Source organism: Hoeflea sp. YIM 152468, from assembly GCF_029210485.1.
Lineage (GTDB): Bacteria > Pseudomonadota > Alphaproteobacteria > Rhizobiales > Rhizobiaceae > Hoeflea.
In genome coordinates, this window is the sequence record NZ_JARGET010000036.1 from 1 (window position 1) to 22,657 (window position 22,657).

Consider the following 22,657-nt stretch of genomic DNA (forward strand, 5'->3'; position numbering starts at 1 on the left):
CCTGCCACCAGTGAATCAGTCCGCAATCCTCACCGCAAGCAATTTAATGGGTCCTGAGCCTAGTCTTCGCAGGATTCATCCATGAGTTCCAAAGCCACATTCGCGTTATTTCTGACCATTGGGCTCCTGATCACCCTGGCGCTGATTGCCGCGCCGGTGTTGTACGCAATCAGCCTGAGCTTTTACACCATGGACAGCTTTGTCGCCGATCCGGAATGGACCGGGCTGACAAACTACGTTCGCGTTCTCTCGACCGGCGCATTCTGGAATGCGCTCGGCAACGGGCTGATCTACTCGATCTCGACGATTGTGCTTCAGGTTGTTCTGGGCATCGGCATGGCGCTGGTGCTCAACCAGACGTTTCCGGGACGCAACCTGGTTCGTGGCCTGTCGATTCTGCCTTATCTGCTGCCCACGGTTGTTATTGTTCTGACCTTCAAATGGATGGTGGATGGCTCGATCGGCATCATCACCAAGGCCATGGCAGCACTGGGTCTGCCGCCGATCCACTGGTTTGAAAGCCCGCAAGCGGCGATGGCCTCGAGCGTGATGGTATCGGTCTGGCTGTGGACCCCGTTTGTCACCACCGCCTTTCTCGCAGGCCTGCAAACGGTTCCAACCTCTCTCTACGAGGCGGCCAAGGTGGATGGAACCAACGCCCTCCAGCGGTTCTACCACATCACCTTGCCGATGCTGAAGCCGGTGCTGACCGTGGTCGTGCTGCTGCGCGCGGTGTGGACCTTCAACAAGTTCGACGTGATCTGGCTGCTGACCGGCGGCGGCCCCGTGGGCAGCACCGAGCACCTGGCAATCCTGTCCTACACCACCGCCTTCACCAAGTTCGATATCGGTGGCGGCGCCACAATCGCCACGCTTTCGTTCCTGTTTCTGGCGATCTCCGTCTTCATCTACTTCCGCATCTTTCCACTCGACGAGGAAGAATCATGACCCGTTCCCTCTTTGGCCGTCTGGCGCTGTATCTGACTGCGCTCGTTATCGCGATCTATTCGGCCTTCCCGGTCTACTGGATGATGGTCTCCTCGACCCGTGCGCCACAAGCGATGTTCTCCAGCAGCTCGCTCTGGCCCGGACCGTTCACCAGCGAGTACTACATCAACCTGCTCGAACTCACCGATTATCCGGCGCAGTTCATGAACAGCCTGATGGTGGCACTGATCACCGTGGTGGTGACGATGTTCTTTTCGGTGATCATTGCCTATGCCGTCACGCGCCAGCGGATCCGTGGCAAGAAGGTGATCGTGGCGTCGATGCTTTACGCCTATATGTTCCCGCCGCTGCTGATTGCCATTCCGATGTACACGTTCTTCACGCGGATTGGCCTCGGCGACACGCTGACCAGCCTGGTGGCTGCGCACCTGACAATGACCTTGCCGCTGGGCGTCTGGTTCCTTTGGGGCTTTTTCAAGAACATGCCGTTCGAACTCGAGGAAGCCGCGATGGTGGATGGGTGCACCCGGCTCGGGGCGTTCCTGCGCGTGGTTTTGCCGCTGTCGCTGCCGGGCTTGCTCACTGTCGCGATCTTCTCGTTCCTGCTGTCGTGGACCGACTACACCTTTGCGCTGATCATGATCGGCTCGGACGCCAACAAGACCGTGCCGGTCGGTCTTGCCTCGATGATCGGCTCGTTCGATCTGCGCTGGGGCGAGATCATGGCCGGGTCGACGCTGATCGCGCTGCCGCTGTTTGGCGCCTTTGCCCTGCTTTCGCAGTATTTCATTCAGGGCATGAGTGCCGGCGCGGTGAAGGGGTAGTCTCGATGGACTTGCAGATTGACGGCCGCGTTGCGCTGATCACCGGCGGCGCCGGCGGCCTGGGCATGGCTCAGGCGCGGGCGCTGGCAGGCGAGGGGGTGCGGCTGGTGATCAACGACCTTGATCCGGATCGCGCAAGCGAAGCGGTCGCATCGCTGCGCCAGGAGGGGGTTGAAGCGGTTGCGGTTCCGGGAGATGTGTCGAGGCCAGACAGCGCCGGTTGCGTGGTTGAAGCCGCGGTCGGGGCTTTCGGGCAACTCGACATTCTCATCAACAATGCCGGCGCCGGTGGCCGCCATCTTGGTCACCGGGTCGAGGCTATCAGCGATGAAAGCTGGCGCACCATCCTCGACAGCCATCTGACCGCGACGTTTCTGTGCACACGCGCCGCCTTGGCACATCTGGGGCAGGCGGGTTACGGCCGGATCATCAATATCTCCTCGATGAATTTTACCGGGGGAGGCCGTCCGGGGGTTGCGCACTATGCCGCAGCCAAGGCCGGGATTGCAGGTTTCACCCGGACCAGCGCCAAAGAACAGGGCCCGCGCGGGGTCACCGTCAATGCGATCGCGCCAGGCTATGTCGAGAGCGATCTGATTTCCGGCTTCACCGACCACCAGCGCCATGTCATCACCAGCCAGAACCCGATCGGCCGTTTCTGCAAGCCGGCTGAAGTCGGTGCGTTGGCCGCCTATCTGTGTGGACGGGCGGCCGATTTCATCAATGGCGCGCTGATCTGCATCGATGGCGGCAAGCGTGATTTTCACTGGGACAAGGACGGGGCCACATCATGACGACACGTATCTTCGGCGCTCCGCATCTCTATATCCAGGGGCCTGATGCTCTCGAGCGGCTGCCTGAGCTTGTGTCCGGCCTGGGAGGCCGGGCGTTTATGGTGGCTGACCCATTTGTCGCGGAAAGATACGGGCCGCGGCTTGCTCAACTGCTTGGACCGACTGCTGTGGTTGCAGCTTTTGGCGGGGAATGCACATCTGTCGAAATTGACCGCATGGCCGGGCTTGCCGAAAGCCATGGTGCCGACGTGATTGTCGGCATGGGTGGGGGCAAGGCGATCGACACCGCCAAAGGCGTGCGGATCAAGCGCGGTGGCCGTATTGTCATCGTGCCGACCATTGCCTCCAATGACAGCCCGACCTCGCGGCTCTCGGTCATCTACAAGGAAGATCATGCGCTTGACGAAGTCCGGCTGATGGCGACCAATCCGGATGCGGTTCTGGTCGACAGCAAGCTGATCGTCGAAGCGCCGGCGCGGTTCTTTCTCTCGGGCGTGGGCGACGCGCTGTCAAAGAAATACGAGGCGATCCAGTGCGTGAATGCCGGCGCCAGGAACTTCTTTGGCGGTGCACAGACCGAGTGCCTCCGGGCGATTGCCGCGCATTGTGACATGGTGTTGCGACGCGATGCTGTTGCTGCTGCAGAAGATGTGCGGGCGCACCGTACCAGTCCGGCGGTTGAATCTGCTGTTGAAGCAGCGGTGCTGCTGAGTGGGTTGGCGTTCGAGAATGGTGGTCTTTCCATTGCCCACTCCCTGACCCGCGGGTTTTCCGTGATCGCTGCAATGCAGGCCTACCTTCATGGCGAGCAGGTGGGCTTTGGAACCTTGGTTCAGTTGGCGATGACACCGGATGCCGAGGCCGAGCGGGACGAGTTTTCCCGGCTTTTGGGTGAACTCGGTCTTCCGCGCCGGTTGTCCGATTTCGGCGGCACTGAAGAAGATGCCGAAACGATTGCACGCGTGACTGTCGAGAATTCTCCGTATATCAGAAATTTCGAATGTCCTGTCACGGCTTCCGGCATTGCGGATGCCATCATGGGTCTGGAAAAGCAATAAACGTTCCGGTTCTGTCGCAAGCCCTGGACTTCCAGATGTGGTTCGCGGTGACACCCGGAAACTCCGAGCCATCCCCTGATGGCTGATGCAAGACAGAGTGGCAGTCCTGATTGACAGGTCCTGAGCGCTGCTGTTGCAACGGAAACCGGCTGCGAGCGCTTAGGGACGGTCGCCCGGTGTCTGGACCTCGTCCAACCCGGCCGCTGCCGGAATGGCCAGCGCCGCCATCACCGCGAACAATGTCAGCACCATGCCGACACCGAACCACTGGGCAATGACGCCGAAAATGCCGCCGGCAAGAAGAACAAGGCCAACCACCGAATTGCTGAGCGCGGTATAGGTCGCGCGGCTGTCGAGATCGGCCATGTCGATGATATGGACCGAGCGTCCCAGTCGAACCCCCTGGTGGGCGATCATGAGCATAAACAGCATCGCAGGCAGGAGCAGCGCCGAGTCCATCCGGCCCGGCAGCGTCAGCGCCATGAAAGCGGCAACGGCATTGGCCAGGGATGCCATGGCTGCCGCGTACATCAACACCCGCCGGCTCGAATGATCGGCGAGCCGGCCCCAGATATAGGAACTTAACAGACCCGCCGCCGCTGCCGCCATCATGAAATAGCCCAGCGTGCCCAGACCACCGGGGTCGCGGTCGCCGCTGAGCGCAATGAAGAACGGTGGGGCGAGGGCCGTCGACAGCAACAAAGCCCGTGTGACAATGAATCGCTGCAGCCGCGGGTCGTTTCGCAGGAGCTTGAATTGCGCCAAAACTGCGGCCAGGCCATTGATGCCGCCTTCGGTCGCGCCGGGATATTCGGGGATCGACCCAAACACAAGGGCAGCAACAAACCAGGCCGTGCCGCCGAGGATTACCGCCCCGGCGACGACCGGCACGGTGACCGGGATGAAGCCGGAGGAGTACCCCGCAGCCAGCAGCAGCGTCGTTGCGGCAGCAATGCTTCCCGCGATCCCGCTGACCGAACCGCGGCGGCCCTTGTCGACGGTCTTTGCCAGCACATCCTTGTGGCTGATCGAGCACAGACTTCGCCCGAGGGCGAAGGCTGTGATCAGAGCAATCGCCATGATGCCTGCCATGGCGCCGGAAAGCGTCAGGCCAACCAGTCCGAACCCGATGATGGCAGCCCCTTGCACGACACTTCCTGCGACATAGACAGTCTTGCGAATGCTGAGCTGCCTGATCCGTGCCGAGATCATCAGTTGCGGCAACATCGCCAGCGATTCCCGTAGCGGCACCAGAAGACCGATCGCCCAGGTCGGCGCACCGATGGCGGCAAGCAGCCAGGCAAGCACGAGTTTGGTGTCGGCAAGCCCTTCGCCAACCCGCGTCAGGCTCAGCGACACCACATGCAGACCGTAACTTCGAGGCTGCTCGCGACAGGCGGATTCGGGAAGATCGCGGCATACCTGCGCCGGATCGTCGTCGCCAGTCAGAAACCCGCCGAAGTTACGAAAACCGCTCATCAGAAGCGATAGATAGCGGCTGCGCCGGTCTTTGTGGGCATCCGCTCGGCCGGGACGATTATCACCTCGCCACCTGACTTGAGAACAAGCTCACCGAGATCATCGAGCACGTCGTCGACGTCCGGGTCGCTGAGATCAGCGGGCGAAATGGCACCGGTTTCAGGGTCGATACGGCCCGGAACCAGCCTGTCGGCCTCAATCAGCAGCGTTTCGATCCGCCCGTTGACGGCGGCTTGGCCAATGGTGCCGAGATCATCTGCGCCGCGGCCGCTGGAGTGCGCCGCGCCATAGGCGTCAACAAGGCCTGCCAGCCGCTCAAGGTAGTACGGCTGTACCAGTTGCCAGGCACGTTCCCGCAACGCATCGCTCGACAGAGCGTCGGGATGGGTGTCGATCGCCTCCGCCATGAGGTTCGGGTTGCGGCTGATGCTGCGGAACAGGTGATGATGTTGTGGCAAGGCCGCCAGGATCAACCGCTGCCCCGATGGTTGCGAACAATGTTCCAGCACCGCCTCGTCAACGGCACGAAAGAACCGCTCGGTGTCCCGGTCCTGGGCATCCTGCTTTACGTCAGTGCCGTGATGTGCCGCCGTGCTTTTTGCGGTCGGGCCGTAGGCGCGGTGGGCGCCCTCACGAGCATCCGACTGCATTCCCGGCAGATCATCTGCGGTGTGGGGTACGCCCTCCATGAGCTGCAGCTCATGCACTGCATCGCGGTTGCCCTGGTAAACCGAGAAGGTGTTTCGGCTCAGTCCCAGAATCTGGTAGCTGTCGGCCGATTGCACCATCCGCATGAGCGGCTTGGTATGAAAGCTGTCAGCGACGATCGCCAGTTCGGCAACCGGCCGCGCTAAACGGTAGACGCGAAACATCTTGGCTCCGCCCAGTACCGCCAGTCCGCTGGTGGTGTGATTCCAGAAATCCTGATCTTCGGCCAGCGCATGAAATGGTTTGAGCAGGGCCGGGATGTCGTGTGACTGATACGTCTTGCGAAGACTTTCTTCCAAAGTCTTGACAAGGCTGCGGAACCGAATGGGGTCCTGCACGTTTTCTGGATGCTGCCGATGTGTTGGCTGATAGAGCGAGAGACACGGTGATTCGTGCGTGTCTTGAAAAACAGTTGGATAGTCTTTTGTTATTGAGTGCATGGTATATCTCCAATCTGCTGTAGAATCTGCAGCGCAACGCAAGGCGCGCTCAAACGTAGTCGTTCGAACGCGCCTTGTGTCATTTCGAAGTGCTGCAGCGACCTTCGCGCGTCCGATTGAATGCGCGGCGCTGCAGCCTGAAGGTATGGGGATCTGAGTAAATCAGGCCCAACCACCAAGACTGGACCACAATGGTGGCTAAACAAAGACTTTCCGGATCTGTTGTCCGGCAGGCGATTGCACGCCAGGGCAAAAGGCATCGCCCGGAGATATCAATGAACGGCAAGAATGCAGAGGCTTTGACAGATTGCCGGACAGGTTGCCCGTGCTTGGCGCCGGACGGATCCTTTCTGCTGGTCATCCAGTGCCAAGTCGGACAAAGTCGCGATGGGCGGTAAATGCGCGCTTGTGAATATTAAAGCGCGTCGCATCAAGCCGGTTCCGGGTGACGCACTTTAGGCTCTTTGTTTATGCATGTCGTTGTCGCAAAACCGCTGTGCACTTTTGCGCGACATGCATTAAGTTTCAGGTTGATACCCGTGCCCAGACTCCATCAGACTATCGGAGCACGATTTCATCTCATACCGCCGGAGACGAAGGTTGCTTAAGATGCTTCTGACCATTTTGTTCGGTGTCCTGCTCGCCATCTGCTCTGTGGGCGTTATGATCGTCATCGCCCGGCTGGTTTTTCCCGCTCCGTCCATCGCCGAGCGCGAAATTGACACTGTCTTGCCGCCCGCTCAACACAGTGCTTTGGCTGTGGCGCTGGCGCAAAGCAGCAAGGATCATCACGGACTATCGGGGATCGCATCTTTGCAAGATGGCCGGGCTGCTTTTGCAGCGCGCATCTTGCTTGCCAATGCCGCCGTGTCCTCCATTGACGTTCAGTACTACATCTGGCGCGCCGATATGACCGGGCATCTGCTCCTCAAGGCATTGCATCGCGCTGCTGATCGCGGAGTGCGGGTCCGGCTGTTGCTGGATGACAATGGCATTGACGGCCTTGACGACGTATTGGCGGCACTGGATGCCCATCCCAATATCGCGGTTCGCCTCTACAACCCGTTCAGCCTGCGCTGGTTCAAAAGGCTCTCATTTGCCTTTGATTTTTTCAGGCTGAATCACCGGATGCACAACAAGGCCTTCACGGTCGATGGCCATGCAAGCATTCTGGGTGGCCGCAATGTGGGCGACGAGTATTTTGGAACGGGGACGAACCCGCTGCAGATCGATCTGGATGTCCTCGCCGTCGGCGCCATCGTGGGCGAGATATCAACGGATTTCGACCGTTACTGGAATTCAGAGCCAGTGTTTCCAGTTGCGCAGATTTTGGGGGAGACCCGTGCCAGCAGTCAGATTGCAACTGCTTTGGATGCGTTCGAGCAGGAACCGGATTTTGGCGAATACCGCGCGGTGCTTGAATCGTCGGATGTTATTGCATCGCTTGCGCGAGGCGAACTGGAACTGGAATGGACCAATGTGGTTCTGGTCAGTGACGACCCTGTCATCGGGTTTGACGCCGTCCCGCGTTCAGATTTGTTTCTAACGCGGCTGCGTGACGCCGTCGGGCCAATCAGGTCCCGTTTTGATGGTGTGACCCCCTATTTTGTTCCCGGCGCTGCGGGTGTAAAGACCTTTGCCGCACTGGCAAGCAGCGGCGTAACCGTGCGCATGCTTACCAACTCGCTTGAGGCGACAGATGCGTTGCCCGTCCATACCGGCTACGCCAAGCGCCGGGAGGCTCTGTTGCGCGCAGGCGTTGGTCTGTTTGAAATGCGCGCGCAAGCCGGAGGCCCTTCGGCGCAGGATTTTCTCGGCCCCTTCGGCTCTTCCGGATCCCATCTGCATGCCAAGACATTTGCCGTGGACGGAACCCGGATATTTGTCGGCTCGTTCAATTTTGATCCCCGTTCGGCGACGCTGAATACGGAAATGGGCTTGCTGATCGAAAGCACGACCATGGCCGAAACGTTGCACACCGCTTTTGACGAGGGGCTGAGCGACCTTGCATGGCGCGTGGAGATGCGAAACCGCCGGCCAATCTGGATTGATTCATCTGACGAAACCGAAACGCATGTCGAACCGGGCACAACCTTGCTCAAACGTTTGGCTTTAACCATCATCGGCTGGTTGCCGGTGGAATGGCTGTTGTGACACGGTGTTCTCACAGTTTTTACCAGATTCAAGCCGTCGAAAACGTCCGGTGGTGGCGCGCGGCTCCGGCCAGGCCGGCGGGCATGCGGGAAGACTGGAGGTGGAAATCTCCAGCACGGCCTGGCCTGGCCATTGCCGAATTGCATGATGCCGAAGCCGCTCCTTCGTTCCGCAGACAAACCAATGCCGACCGGCAGTGATGGCGTGGATCAGGATTGATGCGAAATCGGGTCTTTTGACACATTGTCCTGTTCGGTACCGCACCCGGGGTGGAAGGTGCTTGAATTCGCAATCAGATAGTGGTTCATGAGCATTCTAGCTACCCATTGGGCGGTCCGCCATTAAACAAGGAAGGCCAATCATGATTACAGGACAACAATGCCGAGCTGGCCGGGCACTCGTCGAAGTATCTCGCGAAAAGCTGACACGGCGTTCAGGTGTCGATGAAGCAACTATCGAGAATTTCGAGCGCCTTATTGACGCGCCGACGCCTGAAGCTATCGTCGCGCTGGAAAAGGCGCTGGAAGACCTTGGAGCCGTCTTCATCGCGGAGAATGGCGGCGGCATGGGCGTTCGACTGAAATTCAACAGTTCCGAGGCGAAGCGCATTGCCGGGATGGAGGGTGAGGGCGGGATCGTCGCCAGCGACCGGGTGCCGTGACCGGAAGCCCAGACTTGGCGCAGGCCTGAAGACCCGGGCCGATGGCGCGCAGGCCGACCTCCTTGGCTGTCCGGCGAATGGCAGGTCTCAATGCTTCCTGCCACGATCTGGTGTTCCAGTGCCGCAGTCACGCCCTTGATCCACCCTACATAGGCGGCCGAAGCGTATGGTGCGCCCGATGCGGACACAGGCCGCGGTCAGTATCACGCATCGGATGCCTGAGGCGGCGAAGGTGATTAGGCAGATGTGTTGAGGATACGCCGCAAGGCCCTGATTTCGTCCTCGACGATACCATGACCTGATCCGGGATAAATCTGCGTGGTCACAACTGCACCCAGATCGCTGAACACTTTCGCTGACGTCTTGACCCGGGCGAGGGGGATATGCGGATCGTGTTCGTGGCACCCCAGAAGCACCGGTGTTCCATCCAGTCGGCCGTCATAGTCGAACGTCTTGCCGCCGTGGTTGTAGAGTGCCGGATCCGCTTCGCCGTCGCCATCTCCTGTGCCGATCAGGCCGCCGGAAAGACCTGCGACGCAGGCAAAGCGAGTGCCCGCGCGCGCCGCATATTCAAGCGCCAGACACGCACCCTGGCTGAAACCGAGAAGGACTGTGCGCTCCGGCCCAAACCCCTCTTTCGCCAGTTGCTCCGCGATTTTGCCGATCACGCCCAAAGCCGACGCCAACCCCGGCTGGTTTCTGCCAAGGGGTGCCAGGAAACTGTCGGGCCACCACGAATTGCCTGCTGCCTCCGGTGCGCGAACGGCGATATCCGGCAGCCCGAGATGGCCGGCGAGACTTGCCATGTCTTCCGGTGCGCCACCGCGTCCGTGCAGCATGATCATTGCCAGCCGGGCGCGCGACAACGGTGCGCCAGATGTCAGCAGGCGTCCCTGTCCGTGGGGATCCTGGCTCATTTCGTTCTCCTTTGCGGAAGCGTAATCGGTGGCAGGCGCTGTTCGATCCGGCGGCGCAGCGGCTCGTGTTGCCTGGGCAGCTTCAGCTCCTGTCCCAAAGCGTCCAGAGCTTCGTCGGTGGCAAAGCCGGGCGGATCTGTGGCGATCTCGAACAGCACGCCGCCGGGTTCGCGGAAGTAGATCGCATTGAAATACTGCCGGTCGATCTGTGGCGTCACGTCGAAACCCTGCCCCCGCAAGATCTCCTGCCAGGCCTGTTGCACCTGGTCGTTTTCGGCGCGGAAGGCGACATGATGGATCGATCCCGCACCTTGCCGGCCGCTGGATGCCGCATCCGATGTGATCAGATCGATGACGGACCCGCGCCCCTGACCACCGGCCAGGAACCGATGGCGGTTTTGCCCGCCATCCGAAGCCTCGCCCGCATGCGTATAGCCGAACACATCCGTCAGCAGACGCGCGGTGCGGTCGGGATTGTCGAGCCAGAGGGTGACGGAATGAAACCCGCCATCAACCGGCCGATCGTCGCTGAGGTCGATGCCTGCGGTGCCGCGATTGGTCTCGATCAGCTCGATCCGCAACCCGTCGGGATCGGCGAGCGCGATCATCTGTTCTCCGAACCGCTCGAGCGGGCCATCAAACTCGATCGCGGCATCGGCCAGCGCCGCCATCCAGGCGTTCAGCCCGCCCTTGGGTATGGCATAGGCGACCGCACTGGCCATGCCAGGGCCTGCCCGGCCGGGGCCGGCATTCACGAACGGAAAAAACGTCAGGATCGTGCCGGGCTCGGCCTGCTGGTTGCCGTAGTAGAGATGATAGGTGCCGGGATCATCGAAATTAACGGTCTTCTTGACCAGCCGTTGCAGCAAGGTGCCGACATAGAAGTCGACATTTGTCTGCGGCGGACCCGAAATCGCGGTGACGTGGTGGAGGCCTGGGATCGTCTGTGGCATCAAAACGTCCTTTCTGGTGGGACTGGTCTTTCGATCAGGTCAGGGATAGGGAACGCCACCGGTGACGCGGCGCGGTTTTCCGCGGGTTTCGGGCAGCGGGATGAAATCCGCTTCGTCCCCCGGCACGGTGTCGAACCGGCCTTTGGCCCATTCTTCCTTCGCCGCCTCGATCCGTTCGGGGCGGGAAGACACGAAGTTCCACCAGATGTAACGCGGCCCTTCCATCGGCGCACCGCCGAAGATCATGAACCGTGCCGTCGAGTTGGCGCGCACGGTGATTGCGTCGCCCGGTCGCAGAACCAGAAGCTGACCCTTTGCGAAACGATCGCCGGCGATCTCGATCTCGCCCGAAACTGTATAGAGCGCCCGTTCCTCGTAAGTGGCGTCGATCGGCATGCGGCAGCCTGCCTGCAACTCGACATCGGCATAAAGGGTTTCCGACGCAGTCTTCAGCGCCGATTTCCGGCCGAATGCTTCTCCCGCAATAAGGCGGGCCTTGATGCCGTCGCTGTCAAACATCGGCAGATTATCGGATCCGTGGTGAATGAAGTCGGGTGCGGATTCCTCCTGGGCTTGCGGCAACGCCACCCAGGTTTGCAAACCGAACAGCCGCTGGCCGCCTTTCCTCTTGTCCTCGGATGTCCGCTCGGAATGGACAATGCCCTGGCCGGCCTTCATCCAGTTGATCGCGCCGGGGCGAATGGACTGCCTGGTTCCCAATGAATCCCGGTGCAGGATCTCGCCCTCGAACAGATAGGTCAGCGTGGCGAGATTGATATGCGGATGCGGCCGCACGTCGATGCCCTGATCGGTCAGGAATTCGGCCGGCCCCATCTGGTCGAAGAAGATGAACGGACCGACCATCTGACGCTTGATCGAGGGCAGGGCGCGGCGGACCTCCATCCCGCCCAGATCGACGGCGCGCGGCACGATCAGGGTTTCAACCGCGTTGACGCCGTCCCGGTCACCCAGGATGGGGTCGGGGCATGGACTCCAGCTCATATCAAGCGCTCCTATCGTGCTCTTCTGTAGTGGCCACTATAGCCGCGAAATCCGGATCGGAAACGGATTGCCTTCTGGATAGTCTGTTTCCAATTCCACTCACCCGGCATGCAAGCCGCCGGCGTCAGGACGCCTGGGTCGTCGCCAGATGTTACAGCATCGCGGCCTGATCGGGCGCAGCATGAATATCGAAGGCGCCGCCGACAGCATCAATTCCTGTCCGGGTTCGACCGCGGAAGTCCGCACTCCTCATCGATTCAAGTGTAAAGCTGCCTTTTTGCGCGGCAACATCGGGCTTACCCTGCCCAGAGGCCTGGTATGCCGCCCCGTCATTGCTGGAACGATGTCAAGCCCGCCCTGACGTCGGGAACCCCATCGTGATGTCTGATACTACCAGCGGCATGGCGTTCTCCAGCAAAGAGATGCGGCGTCATTCATATCGCATCTCAGCAGCCAATTTCGGGGAGATGACCTGACCGGTCAATTGTGGCGGAATGAAATGACCTGGGTACAGAATGCGGCAAGTGGGGCCGATTCGTGCGTCCGCAAGAGTGTTTGCTCGGAGATTCGTGAAAATTATTTTGGCCCCTTGGCGGTGCATCGAGATTTGTGAGCTAATATTGAATAGATTGCAGCGAAAATATATGATCAACTAATAATTGAATATCTATTTATGCCTGTATGTAGTAATTATATCTAGCCTTCAGAATATATGTGTATAGTAGCGATAATTTTAACTGTACATTCCCGCGTTTTCTAAATATGTATTAATATAGCTGCCATAAAGCGGGTTGTATTCTTTTTTAAAAAAGAATTACTCTTGTTGAGTGCGGCGCATAATAGAAGGAATTTCTGAATTAACAGACGTTTAATTTCGATGTATGTTGTAAAAACGCAACAAAAATGTCGAGTAAAGAGGATGTATTTGAGAATTCAAGCTGCGGCGACTCGCTTCGGGTTGGCCATTCGATGTACAAGTCAATCTTCGGGTGTATTTTCTGGGGGTTGAGATGTTCAGGGCGTTAATCTACGTATGCTCATTTGCCGGTGTAATCAGCTCCGTTTCCGTTTTTCCTGCCAGTGCCTTGACGCTGAAGGAAGCGGTGAACGAAGCGCTGAGGTCCAATCCGGAAATCCTAATGTCTGCCCAAAACCGTGAAGCCACCGAATTCGAACTTCGGCAGGCGCGGGGGCTTTATTTGCCGACACTGGACCTTGAAGCATCCGCTGGCGGGCGAAAACTTGACAGTCCCGGGCGCCGTCGACTTGGAGAGGAGGACAAGACCCTTGATGCAGCGGATGTCGGCCTGACGTTCACTCAGACCCTTTTTGATGGCGGTTCGCGAAGAGCCGAAGTCCAGAGGCAGGCGGCTCGGGTCGATGGTGCCTCGTTTCGCGTGGCTGAACGGTCTGAAGCTATCGCGTTGTCCGTGTCCCAGGAATATTTCGAGATTCTTTTACAGGCAGAAATTGTTGCCATTGCGCGTAAGAATGCTGGCGTGTTGTCAACGATTGTAAATGATATTTCATCTGGAGTGTCCGGCGGCACCTTGACGTCGGCTGACCGCACCCAGGGCAGGGAGCGGCTTCTCTCAGCCAAGGCTCGCCTTAGGGAGGCCGAAGAGGATCTGGCGCAGGCCCAGATCCGGTTCTTGCGTCTCGTCGGCGTCAAGCTCGGGTCGATGAAACATCCCCCGTCCATATCCAAGGCGTTGCCGCACAGTGTTACTGAAGCCGTTGATATAGCACGGCGTCAAAGCCCGCGCCTTGCTGCCTCCGGTGCCGATATTGATGCGGCTGATGCTTTGGCGCGAGGCGCGAAAGCGGCCTATCTGCCAACGATATCATTTGAAGCCAAGGCACGGGTTGGCCATGACATTGATGGTGCTGAAGGGCGGACCTCAGATCTGGAAGCCAAGGTGGTTGCCCGTTGGAACCTCTACAGGGGCGGCCGCGATCAGGCTGTCGAACAGGAACGCATCCGGCGTGCCGGTGAAACCCGGATGGAAAATGTACTGGCGCACCGGGAAGTGCAGGAATCTATCCAGTCAGCCTGGGACAAGCGAAGTAAACGCGCGCAGCAGGCTTCCATATTGAGCGAACAGGTTAGAGCTTCTGGAACCTTGGTGGAGGCTTATCGTGAACAGTTCCGTGTGGGCGAGAGATCGTTACTTGACGTGCTGAGCGCGCAAAATACACGGTTCAACACTGAAGTTCTGGCCAAGACAGCTCAATATTCTGCAGTGTATGCTGATTATCAGGTGCTGGCTGCGATGGGGGCGCTCGTCAATGCATTCAACCTTGCCACCGTGGCGCAGGCGGAGCCCTACGCCAGGCAAGAGTTTGAAATGGAGTTGACTGACGTCGAGCCTGTTTACAACCGCCTGCCCTCGCGGCAAGTGAAGGGCGCTCCGTTCGATTTGCTTGCCCCTGTTAGAAACTACTAATCCTTCTGACACTATGGGTGAGGCGCGTGCGAACGGGGGGTGCGGTGAAATTTGATGAAGCTTTCCGAGAGGTTAGTGTTCACTACGAGCGCAGCGGGTCGGGAACTGTTTTGTTTTCCGGAATTCCGGATGACAAGCTTGAAGTTCCTGATCTGGAGACGGTGCGGGAGGTGTCGAGCCGTATAGGCCTCGATGTCGCGGAATTGCGGCTCACAGATCTGTTTGGCGGCAATGCGAACCTCCCCGTTCTAATCAGGACGCTTGGCGGAGGCTTTATTCCGGTCTTTGGCTATAATGATGATGGAACCTTCGCTTGTAGAGAGCGTACCGGTGGTGCCGCAGCGGAGAATATCGACCTTCGCGCCAGAGCTGCAGACTTTGATTCAACGGTGCTGGATTTCAAAAAAGTCTACTTCAACAATCAGGAGGAAGCCGGAGCCCTGCATGCCGGCAAAATTGAGAAGGAGCATTGGCTGTTTGCTGCAGTACGGCCCTACTGGCGTTCATTTGTCCGTGTTGGGTTCGCAGCATTTTTCATCAATATTCTGGCGCTGGCGTCTCCGCTGTTTGTCATGAATGTTTATGATCGGGTTCTGCCCAACGAGGCGATCGCGACGCTCTGGGTATTGGCGATCGGTATTGGTGTCGCCTTCACTTTCGACTTCCTGCTCAAATATGCACGGGCGTCGCTGATCGATTATACCGGGCGGAAAATCGATCTTAAGATCGCGTATATCCTGTTCCAGAAGGTCATGAACACATCGCTTTCCGTAAGGTCGATGTCGACCGGCGAATATGTCAGCCGTGTGTCCCAATACGAGTTCGTTCGCGAGTTTTTCACATCGAACACGATTGCGACGATGATCGACACCTGCTTCGTATTTATTTTTATCGCTGTTGTCTATGCGATCGGTGGGCCGATGGCCTATGTGCCGGCCGTCGCACTTGTGGCGGTGACAATCATCGGACTGGTCGCCCAAAATTTGATCAGCCGAAGGGTGGTGGCCGCCGCCAACGAAGCGGCCTTGCGTCAGTCCATGCTGGTGGAGACGATCTACACAACCGAGACGGTGAAAGGGTTACGGGCCGAAGGCGTGCTGCTGAAGCGTTGGCGCGACCTGACCATCAACAGCTCCGCCACCAACGAGCAGATCAAAAGCATTTCGGCGTTTGCAGTCAATGCCACGCAGTTTGTCCAGCAACTTGTGACGGTGGGGATCATCCTGGTCGGCGCCTACCTGTTTCAAGAGGGCGTAGTCTCCACCGGCGCAATCATTGCGGCGGTAATCTTGTCGGGACGTGCGGTCAGTCCTCTTGGCCAACTGGCGATGACGCTCGCCCGTTTCCGGCAGGCTCTGTTGTCGTTGCGAATACTAGACAACATCATGGGGCAAGCCGAGGACACCCCTGAAACAACGGGGTTTGTGAACCGGGTTATCGCGCGGGGAGATATCGCTTTCGAAGCGGTTCATTTTAGATATCCGGAGGCGGATCAGGATGCCCTTGACGGCTTGTCCTTTTCCGTTCGTGCAGGCGAGAAAGTTGGCATCATCGGGCGGATTGGATCTGGCAAAACGACAATCGGAAGGTTGATGTCGCGGCTCTACCAGCCCCGTGAAGGCAGGGTGCTGGTTGACGGAATCGACATGCAACAATTTCACCCGTCCGAAGTCAGGTCTGCCGTAGCCGTGGCCGGACAGACCAGCGATTTGTTCTCAGGCTCACTGAAGGACAATTTGCTGATGGGCAATCCAAAGGCAACGGATGAAGACCTGATTGAGGTTTCCCGGACGGTGGGAATTGAATCCTTCATTGTGCGGCATCCACGTGGATTTGACATGCCGGTTGGAGAAAACGGCAGCAACCTTTCGGCAGGACAGAAACAGGCCGTAGCAATCGCTCGCTTGTTGCTGGCGGATCCCAAAATCGTGTTTCTGGATGAACCGTCGGGGGCGATGGACTTGGCCAGCGAACGCCACCTCATCAGTTGCCTTCGCAAGGCAATTACGCCGGATGTGACGCTGGTTTTGTCTACGCACCGCTACAGTATGCTCGATCTTATCGATCGGCTTATTGTCATTGAAAACGGAAAATTGCTTGCGGACGGTCCCAAAGAGCAGGTGATCGCAGCTTTGCAGCGTAAAACCAACGGTGTCCAATAATGAGATCCATGGACCATGACACGCCGCCGATCATGTCGCGTTTTATCGTCTGGATATGTCTGTTGTCAGTGATCTCGTTCGTGCTCTGGTCGGCGTGGGCTACGGTCGACGAGATCTCGCGCGGGGACGGTAAGGTAATTCCGTTGTCCAAGACCCAAATTGTACAATCGAGCGAACCCGGTGTGGTGCAGGAGATTGCTGTGACGGTCGGTCAAATCGTCAAGAAGGGCGATCTGCTGATCCGGCTCGACAGCTCAGGCAATCTAGCATCGCTGGGAGAATCGGAGGCACGTTACGACGCACTTCAGGCACGGGTCGCCAGGCTTGAACTGGAGATCGACGGTCTCTTCGACACCGAATTTGTATGTCCTGAGCGGACGCGAAGAGTATCGGGAAGCATTTGTTCGAATGAAGCCAGCCTGCTGGCAGCGCGGCGCGAAAACTATCTAAACAAATTGCAGGTGCTGCAGGCCCGGCGACAGCAGCGATTGGACGAAATTGGCGAAGCCAAATCGAATGTCGCGCAGACGGATCTGGTCATCAGGACGATGATGAATGAACGGGGCAAGATCGCGCCGCTGGTCAAGCGGAAGCTGCATCCGGAGATCGATTTGCTGAGGCTGGACCGCGAGATTGCCCAGCAACAGGGACAGCGCGAGAATGTCAGCCAGAGCTTGAAGCGGCTCGACAGCGCCTTGCATGAGGCTGAGCTTCAGATTCAGGAACTCGATTCCCAGTTCAAGCAGGAAGCGCGCCGTGAACTTGGTGACACTCTGGCTGATGTCAGCGTGTTGCAAGCCACGCTGAGGGGGGCAGAGGACCGGGTGCGACGAACTGATATCGTCTCGCCGGTTGATGGCATCGTCAACACGTTGGAGGTGAACACGATCGGTGCCTTCTTGCAGCCTGGTTCGGTTGTTGCCGGGGTCGTGCCGGTGACGGAAACATTGCTGGTTGAAGCGCGCATATCGCCAAAGGATGTGGCCTTCGTGCAGCCGGGGCAAAAGGCGCTTGTCAAGCTCACAGCCTATGATTTCTCGATATATGGCGGACTTGAAGGATCAGTGTCGAATATTTCCGCTGACAGCATAGTCAATCCCGAAACCGGTGAAACCTATTATCAAGTGCTTGTTCAGACGGGCAACTCCCAGATCGGAAAGGGACACGTCAAGCATGCCATTCGACCCGGAATGATCGCTTCGGTGGAAATCCTGACCGGAGAGAAGACGGTTCTCGATTACCTCATGAAGCCGGTTAGCAAAGCGCGCTACGAGGCCTTGACCGAACGATAGCCCATATTTTTAGAAAGCATTTTGCAATGTTTGATCCAGATTCACTGAAGCCACATTTCCGGGCAATCAACTCGGCGGGCAAGCGGAGGGGATTCCGTTTGGAGGGGGTTTTCTGGAAGGCCCTGGATGAAGTGACGCAGAGTGGGGGGGTATCAGTCGCCGAATATGTGTCCAGGCTGAATGAGGTGAAAACGGGCGAGAGCGGATTGAGCTCTTACCTGCGGGCATCTCTCATGCAGAACATCCTCACGCAATACGAAACGTTACGGGCAAAGATGGAAAGGTTCAATTCCAGAACTATTGTTGCTGCCTGTCCCGTCCCGGGATTCATTATCTCCGTAGACAAGAAAATTCTCTTCCAGAACAGTAGCTTCCTGATGTATCTACAGACAAGGTTCACCGGGATGGACAGTGTCGAAGCGCTCAGCAACATCAAGTTGACACTTGAGGCGCCGCTGATCGGATTGATCGAGGAGATGAATCGCGACAGCAAACGGCCAAAATACACCGGATTCACTGTCGGGTATGGTGAACGGAGGATACGTGGGCGGCTGAGCATGGTGCTGGCTCCGGATATGGATGAACCACCAGCGGCGATTGCGTTTGTTTCCGGGCATTCCTGAAATCAGGGGTTGGTGCCTGGAGAATGCGTGCAGGGCCCTAAAATCCTGCACCGGGAGCAACAGATCTAAGCTCGGCGAGGGAGGCGACGAGGCCTGATTTGCCGCCCTTATAGCCGAAGATGTAATTGGCGCTGCCGGAGATAGAGAACAGCGGCGCGTAAGAGGGCTTGGCGGTGTCGATCTCAACGGCGTCGGTCATGTTGTCGAGAATCAGACTGTTTCCACCGACTGAAACCGAGAGTACGGCATGGAACAGCCGGCGGCGGGTATCCTTAAGCACGACAATTTCCATGGCGTCCATCGGGATCCCGAGGTGCGACAACAGCGCCATCTTGAGAATGGCGTAATCCTCGCAATCGCCTGCACCGCGGCGCAGTGTCTCGTTGGGTGTTGACCATTGGTCGAGACGGCCATGGCTCTGCTGGTCGGTCTGGTAGATTACCATTTTATTGACCGAGCGCGAGATATGGCGGAACTGGTCTTTGAGGCTGGCGCCGGGAAGGGCCAGGCGATCCGCCAGATCTGCGCACTGGTTCATGCAGATGGCGCTGGATCCGAGGGTGGCGGCTTGGCGGATCAAGGATGAGACTTTGACGCCGCTGCCAATCTTGCCGAAGCGAATCCGGTGAGCGCCAAACAGCGGCAGGTCCTGGCGAACGACAAGGGTGGCGGCCAGCGTGGGGTCAGTGAGTTGGCTTGGTGGTGCCGCTGGGGTGGGAACCGAGGCGGTGGTGAGGTCGGCCTTATTGTCAGGGCGGACCGTTGCGCGGATAGCCGTTGCGATTTCCAAACCGGAACTTGCACGCTGGGTCGGATTGCGCGGCAAGGACGACAAAGGTGTGGTCGCGGTCAGCCCGGGAGCGGATTTGATGCTGGTTTCGGGCGTGCGATACGAGAGCCCGTGAAAGGTTAGGAAAAGGGTCGTGAAATTCTGGGGTTTTTTCAGCCGTCCCCATTTGCGAGCCTGTGCAATTGTGATGGGTGCAATGTTTGCGGACCCAACTTCTGGTTCTGTTTGCAGCGGCTGATAGACATTGGCCGGTGCAGATCCAGCGAACAGCAATGTAAGTATACCTGCTGTATATATGCGAGTTATTTCTTTTTTTACTTCAATTCTCACGGCGACAACCTTCCCTGCGTTCTTTGGGAAGGCTACCCAAATTAAAATAAGAACAGGGAAAGAAACAAAACTAATAAAATCGTTGCAGGTATGCTAAAATTTGAACTAAACCTTCTTTAGTTGGAGGTCGGCGCGTGCGTCGTCGAGTCCGCAATGTAACCAGTGGGGCGCCTCAAGTTTCCAATAGGCATAGCATTGTATGTGTAATTGTTTACCATGTGTTTATTAATGCGCAGGTGGCATAGTTATATATTCAAAATTGAATCTAAGTATTTGTTGATGAAATACTAATTGGTTAAGGCTGGGTTAACCTGAGGTGGGAGTCCAGTCATGATTGAAGATCGCGGCCTAGATTTTTCGGAAACCATAATTGAAAACGGCGAGGCCGAGGGTGGCTCCGATACCGTCTTGATGGCTCAGGTCGACAGGGGCCCTGGCCCTGCGACTACGCCGTCAGCCGATTCTGGATCATCCAATGCAGCGTCCGGTATCCGCGAGATCACCCCCGACAGCGATAACCGGATCACACTGGCGGCTGAGACAAGCATCCAAAACATGCAGCTTGACGGCGAAGATCTTCTGTTGATTCAGCCAAACGGCTCGCAGATCCGGATCATCGGCGGCGCGCTGAATGTTCCGACCTTCATCATCGGCGACATCGAGGTGCCGCAGGAGGTGCTGGTTGCGGCGCTTGAAACCAGCGGTTTCAACGTTGCGGCCGGTCCGGGCAACACGCTTTCGGTTGCGCCGCAGACGCCGACCGGTTCCGGCGGGGAATTCGAGGATTCCAGCGGGGCCTCGATTGCCGGTGAGGGGCTGCAGACGCTGAACTTGCTCGAGGATACGTCGGGCGATGGGAGTGGCGCTGCCGGCGCTGCTGTCGATGAGGATACAGGCAATATCGCTTCCGAGCTGACAGGCGGCGTGAGCACCGGCAGCCTTGTCGAATCGATCGACAATCCGGGTGGCGTCGATGCCGACCCGGTTGCCGCCACCGGCTCGATCACATTCTTCGATCCGGATTTCGGCGAGACCCGCACGGCGGAAGTCGCAGCCAGTACTGTCGTTTCGCAAGTGCTCAACAATGGCGGCACGCTGACCGCGGCGCAGCTCGATGCGCTGCTGGCCGGTTTCAGTCTCGATTCGCCTGGTGGCATTACTGTCGAATCGACCACCGAAGACGGCGGCTCGATCGACTGGACCTATGCTGTCGGCAATGACGCGGTGGATTTTCTCGCGGAAGGCGAAGTCATAACGCTGTCTTTCGATGTTCAGATCAATGACGGCATCTTTACGGTGACGCAGACGGTGACGGTCATCGTCACCGGCACCAATGACGCGCCCGAAATTACATCCGCAGCGCAGGCAACGACGCTGAATGAAGCTGCTGAAGCGGCAGCCGACGATCCGTCGGCGAATGCCGGCGACCTGACCGCCGATGGCACACTCAATTTCACCGATGTCGATATCTCCGATGCCAATCACACTGCTGGCTTCACCGCAGCCGTGACCGGTGGCGCCGATGCTGGCCTGGCCGCTGCGCTGGGCGCAGTGGGGACGACGCTTGAAGGCTTGTTCACTGTCACTCCGGCCAGTTCAGACGTGAGCCAGAATGGTACCGTCGAATGGGCGTTCACAGGTGATGAACGTCTGTTTGACTACCTGTCCGACGGCGAAAGCCTTGAACTGACCTACACAATCACCGTCACCGACGAAGCTGGTGCGGATTCCAATACCCAGACGGTGACCATCACGATCGAAGGTCGCAACGACGCGCCGGTGATCAGTACGATCGCGCAGACGGATCTTGCCGAGCAGACCGACGCATCGCCGCTGACGGCGAATATTGCGGTGACGTTCGCCGATGTCGACCTGACCGATACCGGCCACACGGCAGAGGTGACGTCTGCCGCGCCTTCGGGCGATACGACCGGTCTTGGCCTGAACGAGGCCCAGCTGATGGCCCTGGTGACGCCCGGTGCTGTGACCAAGGCTTCGGGCAGCGATGCGGGATCGGTGACGCTCGGATTCTCGGCCGGATCGACCGACTTTGACTACCTTGCTGTGGGAGAAGTGCTGACGCTGACCTACACGCTCGAGATCAACGATCTGGACGGTGGCGTGACCAGCCGCGACTTCGTCGTGACCATTACCGGCAGCAATGACGCGCCGGTGATCGATGCGACGACCGGGGCCTCGACCACGGAGTTCAGCGATACGTCGCTGTCGATTGCGGCCAACACGGCGTTCGGCCAGCTGACCTTCACCGATGTTGACCTGGCCGACACCGGACACACAGCCAATGTTGTCGGCGCGGTCGGACGCTCGGGCGTATCTGACGGCCTGGCTGTCTTTGGATTCCCGCTGCCCGACTCCGTCTTGCGGTCGTATCTCAACATTGATGCGGTTGAAAAGCTTTCCGGTTCCAATACCGGGACCATCGACTACCGGTTCTCGGTCGCGGACCTGACATTCGATTACCTGGCCCTGGGTCAGACGGTGACGCTCACCTACAATGTCGAACTCTCCGACGGCGATGGCGGGGTGACCATCCAGCAGGTTCCGATCACGATTACCGGCACCAATGACCGGCCGCAGATCATCGCGCCCGAACTCCGAATTGGCTTTGAAAATGCAGGCTCCACCGGGTCGGGCGCGCTGGAAAGCTACAGTGGAACCATGACGTTCGTCGACCTCGACCGCGATGACGTCGGTCACACCGCCACCGTCAGCCTGAGCGGCACGAGCGGCACCACGGCCGGCCTTGATACGCTGCTGGTTGAAAACGCGATCTCGATCAATTCGGTGGCCAAGGCAGCCAACTCGCAGAATGGTTCCATCGCCTGGAGCTTCAGTGCGGTTGACCGCGCGTTCGACTATCTGTCGGCAGGCGAGCAGGTCACTCTGACCTACACCGTCACCGTTGACGACAACGAGGGCGCAGCCAATTCCACCAGCACCGCGACGGTGACCGTGATCATTTTCGGCAGCAATGACGTGCCTTCGATCGACGTGATTGACCCGACTAACCTTGCCGAGCAGACCGACGCATCGCCGCTGACGGCGAATATTGCG

17 protein-coding genes are annotated in these 22,657 nt (G+C 58.4%); 11 read left to right on the plus strand and 6 right to left on the minus strand.

What is annotated here, in order from left to right; genetic code table 11:
• Positions 1-81 precede the first annotated feature (81 nt).
• From PZ897_RS18040 to PZ897_RS18055, 4 genes are read left to right on the plus strand one after another with little or no spacing between them, the layout of a single operon-like run.
• Positions 82-948 carry a sugar ABC transporter permease gene (locus tag PZ897_RS18040; RefSeq protein WP_275754069.1) on the plus strand — a complete coding sequence of 289 codons (867 nt, stop codon included), beginning with the start codon at positions 82-84 and terminating at the stop codon, positions 946-948.
• Positions 945-1,772 (plus strand): carbohydrate ABC transporter permease, encoded by an 828-nt coding sequence (locus PZ897_RS18045; RefSeq protein ID WP_275754070.1) that lies wholly within the window; start codon positions 945-947, stop codon positions 1,770-1,772. The genes PZ897_RS18040 and PZ897_RS18045 overlap by 4 nt, the downstream gene beginning before the upstream one ends.
• A 5-nt stretch (positions 1,773-1,777) precedes the next feature.
• Positions 1,778-2,566, plus strand: a complete 789-nt coding sequence (locus tag PZ897_RS18050; protein ID WP_275754072.1) for an SDR family oxidoreductase — start codon at positions 1,778-1,780, stop codon at positions 2,564-2,566.
• The gene (locus PZ897_RS18055) at positions 2,563-3,624 is read left to right on the plus strand and encodes a glycerol dehydrogenase (protein WP_275754074.1); all 1,062 of its coding nucleotides are present in this window, start codon (positions 2,563-2,565) and stop codon (positions 3,622-3,624) included. The genes PZ897_RS18050 and PZ897_RS18055 overlap by 4 nt, the downstream gene beginning before the upstream one ends.
• A gap of 159 nt (positions 3,625-3,783) precedes the next feature.
• On the opposite strand, the gene PZ897_RS18060 is transcribed toward PZ897_RS18055, so the two are convergent.
• The gene (locus PZ897_RS18060; RefSeq protein WP_275754075.1) at positions 3,784-5,103 is read right to left on the minus strand and encodes an MFS transporter permease; all 1,320 of its coding nucleotides are present in this window, start codon (positions 5,101-5,103) and stop codon (positions 3,784-3,786) included.
• A complete protein-coding gene (locus tag PZ897_RS18065; protein WP_275754076.1) occupies positions 5,103-6,293 on the minus strand; it encodes a hypothetical protein in 1,191 nt (396 codons plus the stop codon). The genes PZ897_RS18060 and PZ897_RS18065 overlap by 1 nt, the downstream gene beginning before the upstream one ends.
• A gap of 567 nt (positions 6,294-6,860) precedes the next feature.
• Between PZ897_RS18065 and PZ897_RS18070 the strand changes: the two genes are divergently transcribed.
• Together PZ897_RS18070 and PZ897_RS18075 are read left to right on the plus strand one after the other, a co-directional pair.
• The gene (locus PZ897_RS18070) at positions 6,861-8,405 is read left to right on the plus strand and encodes a phospholipase D family protein (protein WP_275754077.1); all 1,545 of its coding nucleotides are present in this window, start codon (positions 6,861-6,863) and stop codon (positions 8,403-8,405) included.
• 361 nt (positions 8,406-8,766) lie between these two features.
• Complete coding sequence (locus tag PZ897_RS18075) at positions 8,767-9,066, plus strand: helix-turn-helix transcriptional regulator (RefSeq protein ID WP_275754079.1); 300 nt, start codon at positions 8,767-8,769, stop codon at positions 9,064-9,066.
• Positions 9,067-9,302: 236 nt separating this feature from the next.
• On the opposite strand, the gene PZ897_RS18080 is transcribed toward PZ897_RS18075, so the two are convergent.
• From PZ897_RS18080 to PZ897_RS18090, 3 genes are read right to left on the minus strand one after another with little or no spacing between them, the layout of a single operon-like run.
• A complete protein-coding gene (locus PZ897_RS18080; RefSeq protein ID WP_275754082.1) occupies positions 9,303-9,983 on the minus strand; it encodes a phospholipase in 681 nt (226 codons plus the stop codon).
• Positions 9,980-10,936, minus strand: coding sequence for a ring-cleaving dioxygenase (locus PZ897_RS18085; protein WP_275754084.1), 957 nt, complete (start codon positions 10,934-10,936; stop codon positions 9,980-9,982). Before PZ897_RS18085 ends, PZ897_RS18080 begins: the two co-directional genes overlap by 4 nt.
• Before the next feature lie 39 nt (positions 10,937-10,975).
• Complete coding sequence (locus PZ897_RS18090; protein WP_275754086.1) at positions 10,976-11,938, minus strand: pirin family protein; 963 nt, start codon at positions 11,936-11,938, stop codon at positions 10,976-10,978.
• Positions 11,939-13,023: 1,085 nt separating this feature from the next.
• Between PZ897_RS18090 and PZ897_RS18095 the strand changes: the two genes are divergently transcribed.
• Genes PZ897_RS18095 through PZ897_RS18110 form a run of 4 tightly spaced genes read left to right on the plus strand, consistent with a single transcriptional unit; the run spans position 13,024 to position 18,462 of the window.
• On the plus strand, positions 13,024-14,385 hold the full coding sequence (locus PZ897_RS18095; protein WP_275754087.1) for a TolC family outer membrane protein: 1,362 nt from the start codon (positions 13,024-13,026) through the stop codon (positions 14,383-14,385).
• A 44-nt stretch (positions 14,386-14,429) separates the two neighbouring features.
• Complete coding sequence (locus PZ897_RS18100; protein ID WP_275754088.1) at positions 14,430-16,547, plus strand: type I secretion system permease/ATPase; 2,118 nt, start codon at positions 14,430-14,432, stop codon at positions 16,545-16,547.
• 8 nt (positions 16,548-16,555) lie between these two features.
• Entirely contained in the window at positions 16,556-17,839 is a 1,284-nt protein-coding gene (locus tag PZ897_RS18105) for an HlyD family type I secretion periplasmic adaptor subunit (protein WP_275754089.1), read from the plus strand.
• Positions 17,840-17,865: 26 nt separating this feature from the next.
• A complete protein-coding gene (locus PZ897_RS18110; protein WP_275754091.1) occupies positions 17,866-18,462 on the plus strand; it encodes a ribbon-helix-helix domain-containing protein in 597 nt (198 codons plus the stop codon).
• 37 nt (positions 18,463-18,499) lie between these two features.
• Here the strand turns inward: PZ897_RS18110 and PZ897_RS18115 are convergent, their stop codons facing one another.
• Entirely contained in the window at positions 18,500-19,582 is a 1,083-nt protein-coding gene (locus tag PZ897_RS18115) for a transglutaminase-like cysteine peptidase (RefSeq protein WP_275754092.1), read from the minus strand.
• 330 nt (positions 19,583-19,912) lie between these two features.
• Here PZ897_RS18115 and PZ897_RS18120 point away from each other — a divergent pair.
• On the plus strand, positions 19,913-22,657 hold a 2,745-nt coding region (locus tag PZ897_RS18120; RefSeq protein WP_275754093.1), incomplete at its 3' end, for a VCBS domain-containing protein.